The sequence below is a fragment of the Burkholderia sp. HI2761 genome, from assembly GCF_002223355.1.
Taxonomy (GTDB): Bacteria; Pseudomonadota; Gammaproteobacteria; order Burkholderiales; family Burkholderiaceae; genus Burkholderia.
Genome location: NZ_NKFN01000008.1, coordinates 17,260 through 32,145, shown reverse-complemented (window position 1 = coordinate 32,145; position 14,886 = coordinate 17,260). Strand labels below are relative to the sequence as shown.

Genomic DNA, 14,886 nt, shown 5'->3' with positions numbered 1-14,886 from the left:
CGTGTGCCACCAGCCGGCACGGATACCCATGCGCGCCGCGTACCGGTTCGCGTGCGGCGCTTCGTGCACCGCAGCCGTGCGTATCGAAGGTCGGTGACACGCCGCCTTGGGCGCACCCGGGTTCGGCATCCGTCGCGGAATTCGTCCGCGGCGATGAACCATAATTGAATGGACGGTTGAAACCCACGATATGTCAGTCGTAGCGACGAAAGACGATTCGACGCCCGTCGTGTACATCGTCGACGACGATTCCGCGATGCGCGCGTCGCTCGATACGCTGTTGCGCTCGATGGGCCTGCGCGTCGTGACGTTCGCGAGCACCGCGGAGTTGCGCGCGGCGCAATTGGAAGACACGTCGAGCTGCCTGCTGCTCGACGTGAGGCTGCGCGGAGAGAGCGGGCTGGTGTTCCAGCAGGCCACCGACCGGCCGCCGGTCCCGATCGTCGTCATCACCGGCTTCGCCGACGTCGACATGTGCCGCAAGGCGCTGAAGGGCGGGGCGGTCGATTTCCTGGTGAAGCCCTTCACGGATCAGGAATTGATCGACGCCGTGAACCTCGCGCTATCGCTCGATGCGGCACGGCGTACGCACGACTGCACGCGCCAGCGACTGCAACAGTCGTTCGAGCAGCTCACGCGCCGCGAGCGGGAAGTGCTCGCATACGTGGTGGGCGGCGCGTTGAACAAACAGATTGCTTCGCACCTCGGGTTGAGTCTGATCACGATCAAGCAGCATCGCGCGTCAGTGATGCGCAAGATGAATGCTTCATCGTTGGCGGACCTCGTGCGCAAGTCGCAAGCGATCGGCGTGCAGCTGTCGGCCGCCCGTTAGCGGCGCGCGGCGTGCGGTGCGCGTCCCACCGGCACGCCGATCCTCGCGAAATACTCGCGACGCGTCGGGCGGCGAGGTTCGCCGCGGCGTGTGCGGCGGTGTCGAGCCCTTCGTCGGAGCGGGAGTTCGTGACTTGATCCGGTCACGGCCTGCCGGCGTGCGATATGCGACGTTCGCACGCCGTTCCGCGATCGTCGCGCACGCCATGCTCGCAGCGTACTGAAGCGCTCGACCGGAGGCGTGACACATGCCCAGCGCGATCAAGCGGCCACGGCACCAGCGCCCCGGCGCGCGGGAAGGGCGAACGAGAAGGCGCACCCCGTTCCCGGTTCGCCGCGGGCCCAGATCCGGCCGTTGTGCGCGTCGACGATCGAGCGTGCGACGGTCAGGCCCATTCCCATGCCGTCGCGCTTGCTCGTGAAGAACGGCTGGAAAAGCTGTTCGATCGCTGCCTGTTCGACCCCCGGCCCTGTATCGCGCACGTCGAACACGACCTCTTCCGCGCTCGCGGTGACCGACACGGTCAGCGTACGCTCGCGCGACGGGCCGATATCGATTGCCTGGATGCCGTTCAGCAGCAGATTCGCGAGAACCTGCTGGATTTGAACCGGGTCGGCGAATACGCGCGCGTCCGGATCGATCTCAAGGTCGATGCGAACGCCCTTTGCACCGGCTTCGGGCGTGATCAGGAACAGCGCGGCATGCACGGCCTCCGACGCCGCGAATTCGACGAACTGGACAGGCGCTTTACCGATGAAGCCGCGAATCTTGCGGCATATCTCGGTCGCATCGCGCGCCCAGCGAGCGGCGCAGGCGATTGCGGCCTTGGCCTCGTCGATGTCGGGCTCGTCGCGTGCCAGCCAGCGCAACGCGGCCTCGGCCGATGAGCCCACGGCCGACAGCGGCTGACTGACCTCATGCAATATCGACGCCGACATCTCGCCGAACAGCGAAACGCGCGCCGCGCGCGCGGCCTCCGCCCGCAACGCGTCGAGCCTGTCGGCGTTTTCCTTCTGCTCGGTCACGTCGAACGCGTAGAAATGCAGCCGCCGGTAACCGTCCTCGTTCTTCGGCAGCGAACAGCGCCACACGATCGGCACACTGCGACCCTTGAGGGTCACCAACGTGTGTTCGCCCTGGCAGGTCGGGCGATCTTCGTAGATCGCGCGCAGCACCGCGTTGTTGCAGAGCCGGTCGGCCGGCAACAACACCGCCGCGTGTTCGAGGAAATGCGTTGTCGATTCCGCTTCCAGCAGCGTCACCACCGCATCGTTGGCGGCGACCAATGCGCGCAGCGCGTGAAGGTCGGAGACGGCCTGCGAATGCTCGTCGAAATAGCGGTCGATATCGACGACGCCCGACTTCCGCAATTCTTTCACCGCCCGATAAATGCGCGACCAGTCCTCGATCAGGATCGGTATCGGCGCCGACTGAAAAAGCTCGCTGTCCGCGGGATGGGCGCCCGGGAGTGGATCGAGCGCGAGGGCTGGGGACGTGGACATGGAGACCTGATGTTCGCGCTGAGGCTCGCGCACTGCGAGCGAAACCGGAGAGCCGGCGGTAAAGGAGCGGGGCGACGAACGAAGCGTTGCGTCCGCCCTCGAAGCAGTTGCAACTATAAGGCAGAACGTCGCGTCTCGCTTGGCGTGACAGGGGGCGCGGCCGAAGCGCATGGAGGGGCGACGTCGCGGTGCAAACCTTGGTATGGGGGAGCATCGACCACAGGCTGATGGATGGCGGGAAGTCGTTCGAATAGACTCGGTTTCAACGTGAGCGAAGCGTATCGCGCCGGAACTCGAACAGGCTCGACCTTCGCGGTTTCGACGGCGTGCGCACGTTGCGCGCACCACTGCGCGTCCGATGCGAGAGGAACGGTAGATATGGCACAGCCTGGGTTTGCTTACGACGATGTGTTCGAAGGTGCGCTGATGCGCTTGCTCGATCCGTCGAGACTGCCCGGCACGCGCGACGGTCCGGCAGGCGCGGCAGGCCGGCGGATGCGGCGCGTGCGTATTGCGCGCGGCGACGGTGCGAGCGGGGTGGCGGCGCCGGCGGCCGCCCGAGTCAGGATCGTCGAGATTTTGTCCGATACGTCGGTCAGTGTGCGCTGGAGCGATCCGAGATCCGGACATTTCGGCGAACAGGTTTGGCGGTGCGTGACCGCGCGAACCGCATCACGCTGCGTACTGACCGGCATGCCGATCCATTGCGGCGATCGCGTGTATCGGCCGCAAGGGCGCGGCCGCACCGTTCCGTGCAACTGGGACCGGATGATTCATGCGGCCGCCGTCGCTTCGAGGTCGTCGCACGATGCCAGCGACGAGTGAAGCGCGGGCGGGCGCGGTGGGTATGGGCGGAGCCATACCTCGGCATGATTGCCGGCACAGGGTGCGACGGATACGCTGTCCGGAATCCTGTTGCGTTCCCGGCGCCGCCGGCGAGCGTGGCATCACGCGAGACACGCTGTGCACGACAAGACGGTTTGCATCATCGACGATGAAATGGCGATGAGACAGTCGCTGGAATCGCTCGTGCGCTCGATGGGTGTCCGCGTGAGGCTGTACGCATCGGCCGAAGCGTTTCTCGAGCACGACGGGAGCGCGCCGTCCCACTGCATCGTGTGCGATATCCAGATGTCCGGCATGTCGGGCATCGAGTTGCTGGCCGTACTGCGCGCAGGGTGTTGCGACGTGCCGATCGTCTTCGTGACCGCGCACCCGAGCGCGCGCCGCATGCTCGAAGCGAGACGGCTCGGTGCATTGTGCGTGCTCGAGAAGCCGTTCGATCCGCGGGAACTCGTGCAGTGGGTGATGCGGGCGCTCACCGGATGCTGACGGCGCGGCATGGAGGCATACGCGTACGACAACGTCGCGTTTGGGACGCGTCATCGCGATTGCGCGTTTCCACCACAAGGTTTCGTTTTCAAACGACGGGAGAAGTTATGGCAAACGATACACCGAGCCTCGGCGCGAGAACGCAGTTCGTCGACGTCGACGGGCGACGCCTCGCGTACCGCACCTTCGGCAGCGGAACGCCGATCGTGCTGTGCGTGCGCTTTCGCGGAACCATGGACACGTGGGATCCGCTGTTCCTCGACAGCCTCGTCGAACAGGGGTTCCAGGTCACGATTTTCGACTACAGCGGGCTCGGGCAATCGACCGGCGAGCGCACTTACCACCCCGCGTCGCTCGCGAAGGACGCGATCGACCTGATCGTCGGTCTGAAGCTGGAGAACGTCGTCATCGGCGGATGGTCGGTCGGCGGAATGGCCGCTCAGATCGTGCTCGCGAAGGCGCCGCAGCTCGTCACGCATGCGGTTCTGATCGCGACCACGCCGCCGGGTCGACTGGTCAAGCCCGGCGAGCAGCTGTTCTACACGATGGCAAAGCGCGAAAACGACTTCGACGATTTCGTCACGCTGTTTTTCGAGCCGACCTCGCCCGCGAGCCGCGCGGCGGCCGAGCAGGCCGCGGCGCGGCTCGCGCAACGCACGGTCGATCAGAGCCCGGCCGTGCCGGTCGAATGGGCGGGGCAGCAGGTCGGCGACGGCCCGCGAAACCCGGCGTTCCCGGTCGACGCCGTGCTCGACGCGCTGAGGTCGACGTCGATACCGGTTCTTCATGTCGGCGGCGATCACGACATCGTGTTTCCGGTGGAGAACTGGTATGCGCTCAACGGTCAGCTTCCGACGCTGCATCTCGTGACGCTGCCGCGCACCGGGCACGGGCCGCAACTCGAGTATCCGGTGGTTTGCGCCAAACATATCGCGGCGTTCGTCGGCGCAGACGCCGGCTGATCGCACACGCGAAAGAGAAGGGGCGCGGCAGCACGCCGCCGATCGAACCCTGCTCTGAAGAATTGAAGAAGATATTGTCGAATTGATCAGGATTACAAATGGAAGATCTGGTTGAGTTTGCGATTCGCGCGGCAGGCGGCATGGAGCGCTTCATGAGCTTTCGCAGCGTATCCGCGCAGTTGCACCACACGGGCGTGATCTGGTCGCTGAAGCAGCGCGACGGCGTGCTGACCGATTCGCGCGTGACGGTGCAGTTGCACGAGCAACAGGTGTCGCACGCGCCGTTCGCGCCGACGACGGATCACTCGATCTATACGCCTTCACGTGTCGAGATCCGGCGGCCGGACGACAGCGTGGTCGATGCGCTCGACGCGCCTCGCGCATCGTTCGACGGCTACGAAATGGACACCCCGTGGTCGAATGCGCAGCTGGCCTACTTTGCCGGCTACACGATGTGGACGTATCTGACCTCGCCGTTTCTGCTGCGGCACAGCGGCGTGAAGAGCCGGGAAATCGAGCCGTGGGTCGTCGACGGATTGCCATGGCGGCGCTTGCGCGTCGAGTTTCCGGCGGAGATCGCGACGCACAGCGCGGTGCAGACGTTCTACTTCGACGCCGACGGACTGCTGCGCCGGCACGACTACGAGGTCGACATTCAGGGGCGCAACGCAGCGGCCCGATATCTCGGCGATTACGTCGAGGTGCAGGGCATCCGCATGCCGACGCGTTTTCGCATTTATCCGCGTACCGCGGAGAACCTGGCTCTGCCGGCGCCGCTGATCGTCGGCGTCGATCTGTCGAACTTCCGTTTCGAATAACGAGGACAACATGACACATTCAGCGACCTACCGCGCGGCGGTAGTCAAGGCGCCGGGGCAACTGGAACTGGTCGACCGGCCGATTCCCGAGCCGGCATTCGGGCAGGTCCGCATCCGCGTGGAAGCCTGCGGCGTATGCCACTCCGACAGCGCGACCGTCGAACGCCAGGCACCGGACGGCGCACCGCCGCGCGTGCCGGGCCACGAGGTCGTCGGGCGCATCGATGCGGTGGCCGATGGCGTCGAAGGCTGGCACGTCGGCCAGCGCGTCGGCGTCGGCTTCCTGGCTGGCGAAGACCGTACGTGTTCATCGTGCCGGCACGGCGATGTCGTGAACTGCGAGAACCCCGTGATCACCGGGATGACGACCGACGGCGGTTACGCGGAGATCATGCTGGCCGAAGCGCGCGGCCTCGTCCGTGTGCCTGACGATCTCGACGCGGCGGAAGCGGCGCCGCTGCTCTGTGCGGGGCTCACGACGTTCAATGCGCTGCGCAATGCCGACGCGCGGCCGGGCGACGTGGTGGCGATCCACGGCCTGGGCGGCCTCGGTCATCTTGCCGTGCAGTTCGCGAACAGGATGGGGTTCTACACCGTCGCGATCGCGCGCGGCGCCGACAAGGCCGCGCTTGCCGCGCAGCTCGGCGCGCATCGCTATATCGATGCTCGCACCGAGGACGTCGCCGCCGCGCTGCGTGCAATCGGCGGTGCGAAAGTCGTGCTCGGTACGGCGCCGACCGGTTCCGGGATGGCGGAAACCGTCGCGGGGCTGTCCGCGCGCGGCAAGCTGATCGTCGTCGCCGTGCCGGGCGAGCCGATCGCGGTGAATGCGGTCGACCTCGTGTTCGGCGGCCGTTCCGTCGTCGGCGCGCTGACCGGCACCGTGGCGGACAACGAAGAGACGCTCGCGTTCGCACGGCTGCAGAACGTGCGGCCGATGATCGAGACGTTTCCGCTCGAGCAGGCGCAGGCGGCATACGACCGCATGATGCGCGCCGACGTCCGGTTCCGCGCGGTACTGACGATGAATTCCACACCCACAGGAGTTACCGCATGAACGCAATCGCTCAATCCGTCATCGATGCCCACGGTGGGCTCGACCAGTGGCGCAAGTTTCGGCAGGTTCGCGCACGCCTCGTTCAGGGCGGCGCCCTGTGGGGCCTCAAAGGTCACGCCGGCGTGATGGACGACACGACCGTCACCGTCGCGACGGATCGTCAATGGGCGTCGCATGCGCCGGTCGGTGAATTGGCCGCGCGCAGCGAATTCACGGGCAAGCGCATCGCACTGCTCGATTCGTCCGGGCGGGTGCTGGCGGAGCGCGAGCAGCCGCGCCGGTCGTTCGACGGACATACGCTGGAAACGGGCTGGGACGCGCTGCAGCTCGCATTCTTTGCCGGATGCGCGATGTGGACGTATCTGAACGCACCGTTCGTGCTTGCGTGGGACGGCGTGAGCTGTGAAGAGGACGGCATCTGGAACGAGCAGGGCGAACCGTGGCGCAGGATTCGCGTCCACTACCCGGATACGCTCGAGGTGTTCAGCAAGACGCAGACGATCTACGTCGGGCCCGATGGCCTGATTCGCCGTCTCGACTACGACGTCGAAATCGCCGGCAACACGCCCGGCGCGCATTACGTCAGCGACTACACGACCGTGTCCGGCATCCGTTTCCCGACGAAGCGCCGCATTTATCCGCGAACGCCGGACGGGCACGCGCTACCGGAACCGCTCGTCGTATCGATCGACCTGCACGACATCGCGCTCGGCTGAGAGCGAACCGCGGCGCGCGGCGCGCGCCCACCGAGGATCCAACCATGACCGAAATCGCATCATCCATTGCTCCGACTCGCTACGTCGACGCATCCGGCGTGCGCTATGCGTATCGCCGTTTCGGCAACGAAGGTGGCGGGCGGTCGCTGCTCTGCCTGCAGCACTTCACCGGCACGCTCGACAACTGGGATCCCGCGATCGTCGATGCGCTCGCGCGGGATCGCGAAATCATCCTGTTCGAGAATGCCGGCGTCGGCCGTTCCGGCGGAGAGGTGCCTACCTCGATTGCGCAAATGGCGGAGCACGTGCTGCACTTCGTCGATGCGCTTTCGATCGGCAGGCTGCACATCCTGGGATTTTCCCTCGGCGGCTTTCTCGCACAGGACATCGCGATCGCGCGGCCCGAACTGGTCGAGCGGATGATCCTGTCCGGCACCGCGCCCGAAGGCGGCGAGGGCGCCGGGATGGACCGCCCGGAGCTGCTCGCGATCTATACGGACGGCGGGATGCCGATGAGCGACAAGCTCAAGCGCCTGTTTTTCCCGGCGACGCCGGTCGGCCAGGCAGCGGCGGCCGCGTTCGTCGATCGCCTCGACGCGCGCACCGCCGAGCGCGATTTGCCGGCCGGGCCGCAAGTCGCATCCGCGCAACTGCAGGCGATGATCGGGTGGGCCAACTGGAGCGGCGACGTGGCCGGCAAGTTGAGCGGGATCAAGCAGCCCGTTCTGGTCACCAACGGCGACGACGACCACATGATTCCGACCGCCAACAGTTTCGTGCTCGCAAAAGGCTTGCCCGATGCGACGTTGATCGTCTACCCGAATTCCGGTCACGGGGCGCTCTTCCAGTACGCGCCGGCGTATGTGTCGCACGTGCGGGAATTCCTGCGAGGCGCTTGAGCGCCTCGTGCACCCTGTCAAGGAGCCGAAGATGAAAGCCGTTGTTTATGCCAGGGCCGGCGTACCGATCCCGACACGCTCGATGCGATGCCGCTGAAGCGCAAATCCATTTCGCTCCATTGGAATTCATGTTCACGCGTTCGATGTCCCGGACGCAGGACAGGGACCGTCAGCATGCGCTGCTCGCGCGCGTGGCCGCGCTGATCGACGACGATGTACTCAAGGGCACCGCCGGCGAGCATTTCGGCAAGAGCGATGCGGCGAACGTGCGGCGCGCGCGCGCACTGACAGAAGCAGGGCGCGCGAAGGGCAAGATCGTGCTCGAAGGATTCCGAGCGTATCTCGACATCACTCCATTTGAACCAACATGACGACCATCACCACCCAAGACGGCACGCAGATTTTCTACAAGGACTGGGGCACCGGCCGCCCGGTCGTTTTCTCGCACGGCTGGCCGCTGAACGCCGATGCATGGGACGCGCAGATGCTGTTTCTCGTGCAGCACGGCTACCGCGTGATCGCACACGACCGGCGCGGCCACGGCCGCTCGGGGCAACCGTTCGCCGGCAACGACATGGACACGTATGCCGACGACCTTGCGTCGCTACTCGATGCACTCGACGTGCGCGACGCGACGCTGGTCGGCCATTCGACGGGCGGGGGCGAAGTCGCGCGCTACATCGGCCGTCACGGGACGAAGCGCGTCGCGAAAGCCGTTCTGATCGGCGCCGTGCCGCCGATCATGCTGAAAACCGACGCTTATCCGGGCGGTTTGCCGCGCGACGTGTTCGACGGAATCCGCAGCGGCGTGGCTGCGAACCGTTCGCAATTCTATCGCGATCTCGCGGTGCCGTTCTTCGGTTTCAACCGGCCGGACGCGAAAGTGTCGGCGGGCACCGTCGATGCGTTCTGGGCACAGGGCATGACGGGCGGCATCCATGGGCAGTACCAGTGCATTCGCGAATTCTCGGAAGTCGACTACACGGAGGATCTGAAGAAGATCGACGTGCCCACGCTGATCCTGCACGGCGACGACGACCAGATCGTGCCGATCGACAATACAGGCCGGCTGTCAGCGCGGATCGTGAAACATGCGACGTTGAAGGTCTACGAAGGCGCATCGCACGGCATGTGCGTCGTCGATGCCGATCGCGTCAATGCGGACCTGCTCGCGTTCCTGCAGTCGTGACGCGGGAACGCGCACGATTCGTATGCGCTGGGGATAACAAATGAAATCTGGAGAGCAGAATGGCAAACGTCAAACGGGTTGAATACCTGTTTCTGGGCGGCGGCAAGGGTGGAAAATCACTCGCGATGGACATGGCCCGGCAAGGCAAGCGCGTTGCGGTGATCGAGCGGGGGATGATCGGCGGGTCGTGCATCAATGTCGCGTGCATCCCGAGCAAGGCATTGATTCACCATGCGCGGGCGATGCACGCATGGCGGGAAGCGGCGCAACGGGCGGATGTCACCGCGGATATGGCCGCCGTTTCCTCGTACGTTGCGTCGGTCGTGGACGGGATGGTCGACGTCAATCGCCGCGCATTCGCGCAGTCGGGGCTCGAACTGGTGATCGGGACCGGACGGTTCGTCGCGCCGCGAGCCATCGCCGTACGCGCGGCCGACGGGACCGAAACGATCTACGAGGGCGAGAACGTCTACATCAACACCGGCACGGTCGCGTCGGTCCCGGACGTGCCGGGCCTGAGGGACGCGCAGCCGCTCACACACGTGGAGGCGTTGCGCCTCGCGACGCTTCCGGCGCACCTCGTCGTCATCGGCGGCGGCTATATCGGGCTCGAGATGGCGCAGGCATTTCGGCGGCTCGGCAGCGCTGTCACCCTCGTCAGCGATACGCCGCGCGTGGCGATGCGCGAAGACGACGATGTCAGTACGGTCATCCAGCAGGCGCTGACCGACGACGGCATCCGGCTCGAACTGGCTGCAAAACTCGTCGACGTGCGCGGGAAAAGCGGCGAGCGTGTCACGGCGAGGCTGGCCGACGGCCGCGTCGTCGAAGGCTCGCACCTGCTGGTCGCAACCGGGCGCACGCCGCAGACTACCGGCATCGGACTCGATCTTGCCGGCGTTGAGACGAACGAGCGAGGGTTCATCAAGGTCGACCATCAACTCGCGACGACCGCGGAACGCACGTGGGCGATCGGCGAAGTCGCGGGCACGCCGATGTTCACGCATGCATCGTTCGACGACTACCGCGTGCTGAAAGCCGGTATCGAAGGCCGACCGGCAAGCACCGCGGAGCGCATCATCCCTTATGCGCTGTTCATCGATCCGGAGCTCGGTCGAATCGGGCTGAACGAAACCGATGCGACTTCGCGAAACATCGATTTCCAGGTCGCGAAGCTTCCGATGGCGTCCGTACCGCGGGCACGCACCGACGGCAACACGCGGGGCTTCATGAAGGCACTCGTGGACCCGGGCACCGGTGCGATTCTGGGGTTCACGATGATCGGCACGGGCGCCGGAGACGTAACGACCGCCGTCCAGATGGCGATGCTCGGCGGGTTGCCGTATACGGCGGTGCGCGACGCGATCATCGGCCACCCGATCGTTTCGGAAGGACTGAACCTGCTGTTCGCGACGTTGCGTTGAGTGTGACGCTGCGGGGAGAAGGGGCCACCGTGCGGTGGCCCGCCGAAAGCGCGCCGGATGCTGCGTCGCGCATGCCGGATCAGCACAGCGCGGGATTGCGCAGGCGGTGGATGTGACTTTGCATAATTCGATCACATCTGCTTGAAGAGACCCGCACAAGCACGGCTAACCGGCAAAACGTCTCCACTTCCGCGCAAATGGATGCGCTGGCGACCAAGCAGGTCGCGTTCGATATGGTCGATCGCTGCATAGGCGACGATCACGCCGCGATGCACCTGCGCGAAACGCGCGCTATCGAGCCGCGGGAGCATTTCCTTGAGGGGAGTGCGGATGATGTGCCGGTCGCTCGCGGTCACGACCTCCGTGTATTTGTCCGCGGCCTGGAAATACAGCACCTCGTCCACCGAGACGAGCCGGGTCGTGTCCCGGAGGCCAACGGTCAGCCACCGGATGGGCGCGGTATCCCGCTGCTCCTGCGTGCTTGCCAGCAGCGCGGTGTCGGTCGGTGCGGGGCCGCCGCGCTGCAGTTTCACGATGCAGCGGAGCAGGCGGTCGTCGGTCACGGGTTTCAGCAGATAGTCGATCGCCGACTGGTCGAACGCCTGAACCGCGTACTCGTCGTAGGACGTCACGAATACAACGTGTACGTGCGGCACGAGACTCGCGATCTTCAGCCCGTCGATACCAGGCATCCGGATGTCGAGGAATGCGAAATCGGGGCGCTTTGCATTCAGCTCGGCGAGCGCGTCGACGCCGTTGCGCGGCATCCCGACGATCTCGAGTTCGGGCCACAGCGTACCGAGGCGCGCGGCGAGTTCGGCGGACAGGTTCGGTTCATCGTCGGCGATCAGGGCTGTCGGCATATCAGGCGATAGGGATCTGCAAGGTTGCGGTCACGCCCTGCATGGCGTCGGCATTCGTGCCGACCGACACGCGGCCGCGCTCGCCATAAAGGCTGATCATCCGGGCGCGGACGTTCGCGAGTCCCACGCCGCCGTGCAGCTTCGTGTTGCCGTTACCGAGCCCCACGCCGGTGTCGCTCACGCTCAGGACGAGGAGGTCGCCGTCGCGCGTCCCGCGAATGCACACTTCACCGCCGTCGACCGACGGCTCGATGCCGTGCAGCAATGCATTCTCGACGAGGGGCTGCAGCAGGAGGGGTGACAGAGGCAGAACCCGCAGTGCATCCGGCACGGCGATCGTATAACGCAGGCGATCCTGGCCGAGCCGGATCGTCGCGATCTTCAGCAGCGCCTCGACCAGTTCCAGTTCTTCCCCCAGGGTGGCGGTGGCCTTGCGCGTGCGCCCAAGGCTCGCGCGCAAATAGCGGTTCAGGCTGTCGAGCATCGTCGTGGCGCGGGCCGGATCGCGCTCGATCAGGCTCTGCACGTTGGCCAACGTATTGAACAGGAAATGCGGTTCGATCTGGGCCTGCAGCAGGGCGAGCCGCGCGGCCGTTTCGGCTTGCCGCGCCTCGGCGGCCTCGCGCCGCTGCGTCTCGAGCGACGTGCGCATGCGTGCGGCCTGTACGAACACCGAGACGAATGCGCAGGCGGCGCCGGCGACGATGAACGAGGAGCCGTACGCCAGCCAGACCTTGACGCCCGCATGTCCGATCAGGTGCGGGACGTGCCCGACCGTGGAGGCCGCGACCTCGAAACCGATGAATACGCTCGCCGGTGCGACGATCAGAATCTTCGGCACCAGCGCGAGTTTGCCGCGCACGAGCCTGTCGATCGCGATGCCGAGCAGCGTCGCGCTGAAACCGATGCCGTTCGCAACGACCAGGTAGGGCAGTAGCGCCTCGTTGCGCCGCGTCGCCCAGAAGATCAGTCCGACCGCCGAATTGAAACAGAAAAGACCCAGCAGCGAGCGGCCTCGATGCGCGGGGCCGACGTAGGGTTCGGACGACAGGAATGCGAGCAGCTTGCTTGACATGGCAGCGAGCGGGGGCGGATTGCGGAGATGTTAGCGCAATTCGCGACGGCGTAGCTATCGGCGGTCGGCCGGGACGCGCGTGCGGCGGCCCGCGCGGACGTTCGCCCGACCTGAGGGCAGTTCGTCGGTCGATTTCCACCGTTCATCGCAAAGCGCGGCGCGCGGTCCGGCCGGTCGCTATAGTCGCCGACATGTCCGCTGGTTGCGGCGCTCCCGGATAGGTACCCCCATGCCACATTTCCCTGCCTACGTTTATTTCTTGTTCTGCGTGCTCGTCTATATCGGCGTGAAGCGCTGCTTCGTGCGCGAAGTCCGGCCCGTCCGTCCGATCCTTTTTCCGGTCGTGTTCGTCGGTCTCGGCCTGTCCAGCCTCGACCACCTGTTTCCAGGGGCGGGCGCCGATACCTACGCGGCGGGCTTCGCGATGCTCGGGTTCGGCACGGCGGGCGGATGGTTCCACGCGAGCCGCTGGCGCCTGCAGTTCAGGACTGGTCCGGAAGGCATGCTCGTGCGCCTGCCGGGCGACGCGAGCCTGCTGGTCACGCTGCTCCTGACGTTCGTTGCCGAAACGTTCATTCATTACGCGATCGCGACCTCGCGGCCGTGGGCGGCGACCGGCGCCTTCGCGTCCCTGTCGTTCGCGGTCTGGGGCGGGCTCGTCGGCATGCCGCTCGGACGTGCGATCAACGTGGTGACGCGCTGCATCCGTCACGCAAACGGCGCGGCGGCGGACGGCGGCGGGTCTACGCTCGAGTCGCGCTGAGCGCGGCGGGGGCGGCGAGAGCGGACGGCGCGGTTCGTCGCGATTTCCGGCGGGCCGAGTGTTGTTCATGCCGTCCTTTCCCGAATGATAGAGGCCCGTCCGACGTCACACCATTTTCCGCGCCCGCCGCATCGCGCCGGGCGCGTCTGGCATGATGCGTGCCGGCGGCTACGCTTGCCCCGTTTCCCTGTTCAAAAGAAGAACGTCGCGATCGCCTGCACGATCTGGCTTTGCGCCTGTGCGCCGTAGACGCTGTGCGCCGAGCCGTGGTTGCTCTGCCATTGCACGGCGAAGTCGGTGCGGGGCCAGTGGTAGCGCGCTTCGAGCCACGTGAAGTAGCTATGGTCGTCGAGGTTGTAGCGCGCCATCGCGGTCAGCCCCAGATGCTGGACGAAGGCGTCCGGCATCGATGCGTAGACGAACAGCGAGCGCCGCGTCATCAGCTCCTGCGCGATGCTCGCCGTGTCGCGATAGCGCCAGTATCGCGACGGATCGCTTTGCAGCGCCCGCCACGCGGCGGCGCTCGCGCTGGCGCCGTCGTAGTCGTACTCGAGCGTCAGCGACAGTTTGTTCGCGAAGGTGTGGGTAACGCCCGTCGCGAGCTTCGAGGCCCAGGACGACTCGGCCTGCGAGAAATCGGCGACCGCGCTGCCGCGACCGATTGCGTATTCGAGGAACCCGACCGTTGCATCGTCGATCAGCGTGGTGGCGTTCACCCCCAGCTGCGGCGCAATGCCTTCGCCGCCATACAGCAGCCACTGCGGCGAGAAGTTGCCGAACAGCCGCTGCGACCCGCTCAGCATGTAGCGGGTGCGCGCGTTCGTCGCGCCGAGATCGGGATTGAAGGTTGCATCGTTCGGATGCGTGTCGAGCCGCGGCGACACCAGGGCGGTCATGGAGCCGCCGCTCCACAGCAGTTGCCCGCGCGCCATCACGCTGCCGAGCCGGTTCTCGCGCAGGCTCTCGGGATCGATCGACACGACCGAGCGCAGCGCGCCGGCCTTGAAGAAATCCGTGGGATTGAAGCCCGACGCAACCCCTTCGCGCAGGTTCACGCGGCCGACGTCGACGATCGCGTTCGGGCCCGCCTGCCAGCTCACGTAGGCCTGCTTGAGCGTGTCGACCGCGTTGTACTGCGACGTGCCCGCACGCCATCCCGCATCGAAGCGATTCGAAACGATCGCCCGCCAGTTGCCGGCCGTGCCGTCGTACGACAGCGTGTTCGATATACGCGCGTTGTCGTTGAGCACCACGGGCGCGGTCTGGCTTGCCGCCGTGTAGTTCGCCGCGGCGGCCTCGAACGTGCCGCGCCAGTTGCTCGGCATCACGGGCGCCGCCGTCGCCGTGTCGGCGAGCCGCAGCGCGTCGCCGTCCGCGTCGTCGGCCGCGAGCGCGGCCTGCGCGGCTGCGAGGCCCGCCGCGCAGACCAGCACCGCGACCCGGGATCGCGCCAT

15 protein-coding genes and 1 pseudogene are annotated in these 14,886 nt (G+C 66.1%); 12 read left to right on the top strand and 4 right to left on the bottom strand.

The annotated features are described in order from the left end of the window. Nucleotides 1-190: 190 nt before the first annotated feature. The gene (locus tag CFB46_RS30080; RefSeq protein ID WP_027785907.1) at nt 191-832 is read left to right on the top strand and encodes a response regulator transcription factor; all 642 of its coding nucleotides are present in this window, start codon (nt 191-193) and stop codon (nt 830-832) included. A 260-nt stretch (nt 833-1,092) separates the two neighbouring features. On the opposite strand, the gene CFB46_RS30075 is transcribed toward CFB46_RS30080, so the two are convergent. Further along, complete coding sequence (locus CFB46_RS30075) at nt 1,093-2,334, bottom strand: sensor histidine kinase (RefSeq protein ID WP_080681400.1); 1,242 nt, start codon at nt 2,332-2,334, stop codon at nt 1,093-1,095. 267 nt (nt 2,335-2,601) lie between these two features. Between CFB46_RS30075 and CFB46_RS30070 the strand changes: the two genes are divergently transcribed. The 10 genes and pseudogenes from CFB46_RS30070 (at nt 2,602) to CFB46_RS30025 (ending at nt 10,731) form a co-directional block, all read left to right on the top strand. Next, nucleotides 2,602-3,159 carry a DUF3331 domain-containing protein gene (locus CFB46_RS30070; protein WP_230469152.1) on the top strand — a complete coding sequence of 186 codons (558 nt, stop codon included), beginning with the start codon at nt 2,602-2,604 and terminating at the stop codon, nt 3,157-3,159. 180 nt (nt 3,160-3,339) lie between these two features. Beyond that, the gene (locus CFB46_RS30065; RefSeq protein WP_230469151.1) at nt 3,340-3,666 is read left to right on the top strand and encodes a response regulator transcription factor; all 327 of its coding nucleotides are present in this window, start codon (nt 3,340-3,342) and stop codon (nt 3,664-3,666) included. 107 nt (nt 3,667-3,773) lie between these two features. Continuing rightward, the gene (locus CFB46_RS30060; protein WP_027785903.1) at nt 3,774-4,628 is read left to right on the top strand and encodes an alpha/beta fold hydrolase; all 855 of its coding nucleotides are present in this window, start codon (nt 3,774-3,776) and stop codon (nt 4,626-4,628) included. Between the two features lie 98 nt (nt 4,629-4,726). Next, the gene (locus CFB46_RS30055) at nt 4,727-5,446 is read left to right on the top strand and encodes a hypothetical protein (protein ID WP_027785902.1); all 720 of its coding nucleotides are present in this window, start codon (nt 4,727-4,729) and stop codon (nt 5,444-5,446) included. A gap of 10 nt (nt 5,447-5,456) precedes the next feature. Beyond that, nucleotides 5,457-6,503: an alcohol dehydrogenase gene (locus CFB46_RS30050; RefSeq protein ID WP_027785901.1), complete on the top strand. Its 1,047-nt coding sequence runs from the start codon at nt 5,457-5,459 to the stop codon at nt 6,501-6,503. Next, entirely contained in the window at nt 6,500-7,219 is a 720-nt protein-coding gene (locus CFB46_RS30045) for a hypothetical protein (protein WP_027785900.1), read from the top strand. Before CFB46_RS30050 ends, CFB46_RS30045 begins: the two co-directional genes overlap by 4 nt. Nucleotides 7,220-7,263: 44 nt before the next feature. Then, a complete protein-coding gene (locus CFB46_RS30040; RefSeq protein ID WP_089502421.1) occupies nt 7,264-8,118 on the top strand; it encodes an alpha/beta fold hydrolase in 855 nt (284 codons plus the stop codon). A gap of 66 nt (nt 8,119-8,184) precedes the next feature. After that, nucleotides 8,185-8,489: pseudogene (locus tag CFB46_RS30035) on the top strand (zinc-binding dehydrogenase); the annotation flags it as partial. Continuing rightward, on the top strand, nt 8,486-9,307 hold the full coding sequence (locus CFB46_RS30030; RefSeq protein ID WP_089502420.1) for an alpha/beta fold hydrolase: 822 nt from the start codon (nt 8,486-8,488) through the stop codon (nt 9,305-9,307). The pseudogene CFB46_RS30035 and the gene CFB46_RS30030, both read left to right, overlap by 4 nt. A gap of 59 nt (nt 9,308-9,366) precedes the next feature. Beyond that, the gene (locus tag CFB46_RS30025) at nt 9,367-10,731 is read left to right on the top strand and encodes an FAD-dependent oxidoreductase (protein ID WP_027785896.1); all 1,365 of its coding nucleotides are present in this window, start codon (nt 9,367-9,369) and stop codon (nt 10,729-10,731) included. Between the two features lie 131 nt (nt 10,732-10,862). Here the strand turns inward: CFB46_RS30025 and CFB46_RS30020 are convergent, their stop codons facing one another. Together CFB46_RS30020 and CFB46_RS30015 are read right to left on the bottom strand one after the other, a co-directional pair. Then, nucleotides 10,863-11,594, bottom strand: a complete 732-nt coding sequence (locus tag CFB46_RS30020; RefSeq protein ID WP_027785895.1) for a LytR/AlgR family response regulator transcription factor — start codon at nt 11,592-11,594, stop codon at nt 10,863-10,865. A gap of 1 nt (nt 11,595) precedes the next feature. Continuing rightward, entirely contained in the window at nt 11,596-12,669 is a 1,074-nt protein-coding gene (locus CFB46_RS30015) for a sensor histidine kinase (protein ID WP_034185496.1), read from the bottom strand. Between the two features lie 229 nt (nt 12,670-12,898). On the opposite strand from CFB46_RS30015, the gene CFB46_RS30010 reads away from it, so the two are divergent. Continuing rightward, nucleotides 12,899-13,432 carry a hypothetical protein gene (locus CFB46_RS30010; protein ID WP_027785893.1) on the top strand — a complete coding sequence of 178 codons (534 nt, stop codon included), beginning with the start codon at nt 12,899-12,901 and terminating at the stop codon, nt 13,430-13,432. A 191-nt stretch (nt 13,433-13,623) separates the two neighbouring features. On the opposite strand, the gene CFB46_RS30005 is transcribed toward CFB46_RS30010, so the two are convergent. Continuing rightward, entirely contained in the window at nt 13,624-14,886 is a 1,263-nt protein-coding gene (locus tag CFB46_RS30005) for a hypothetical protein (protein ID WP_027785892.1), read from the bottom strand.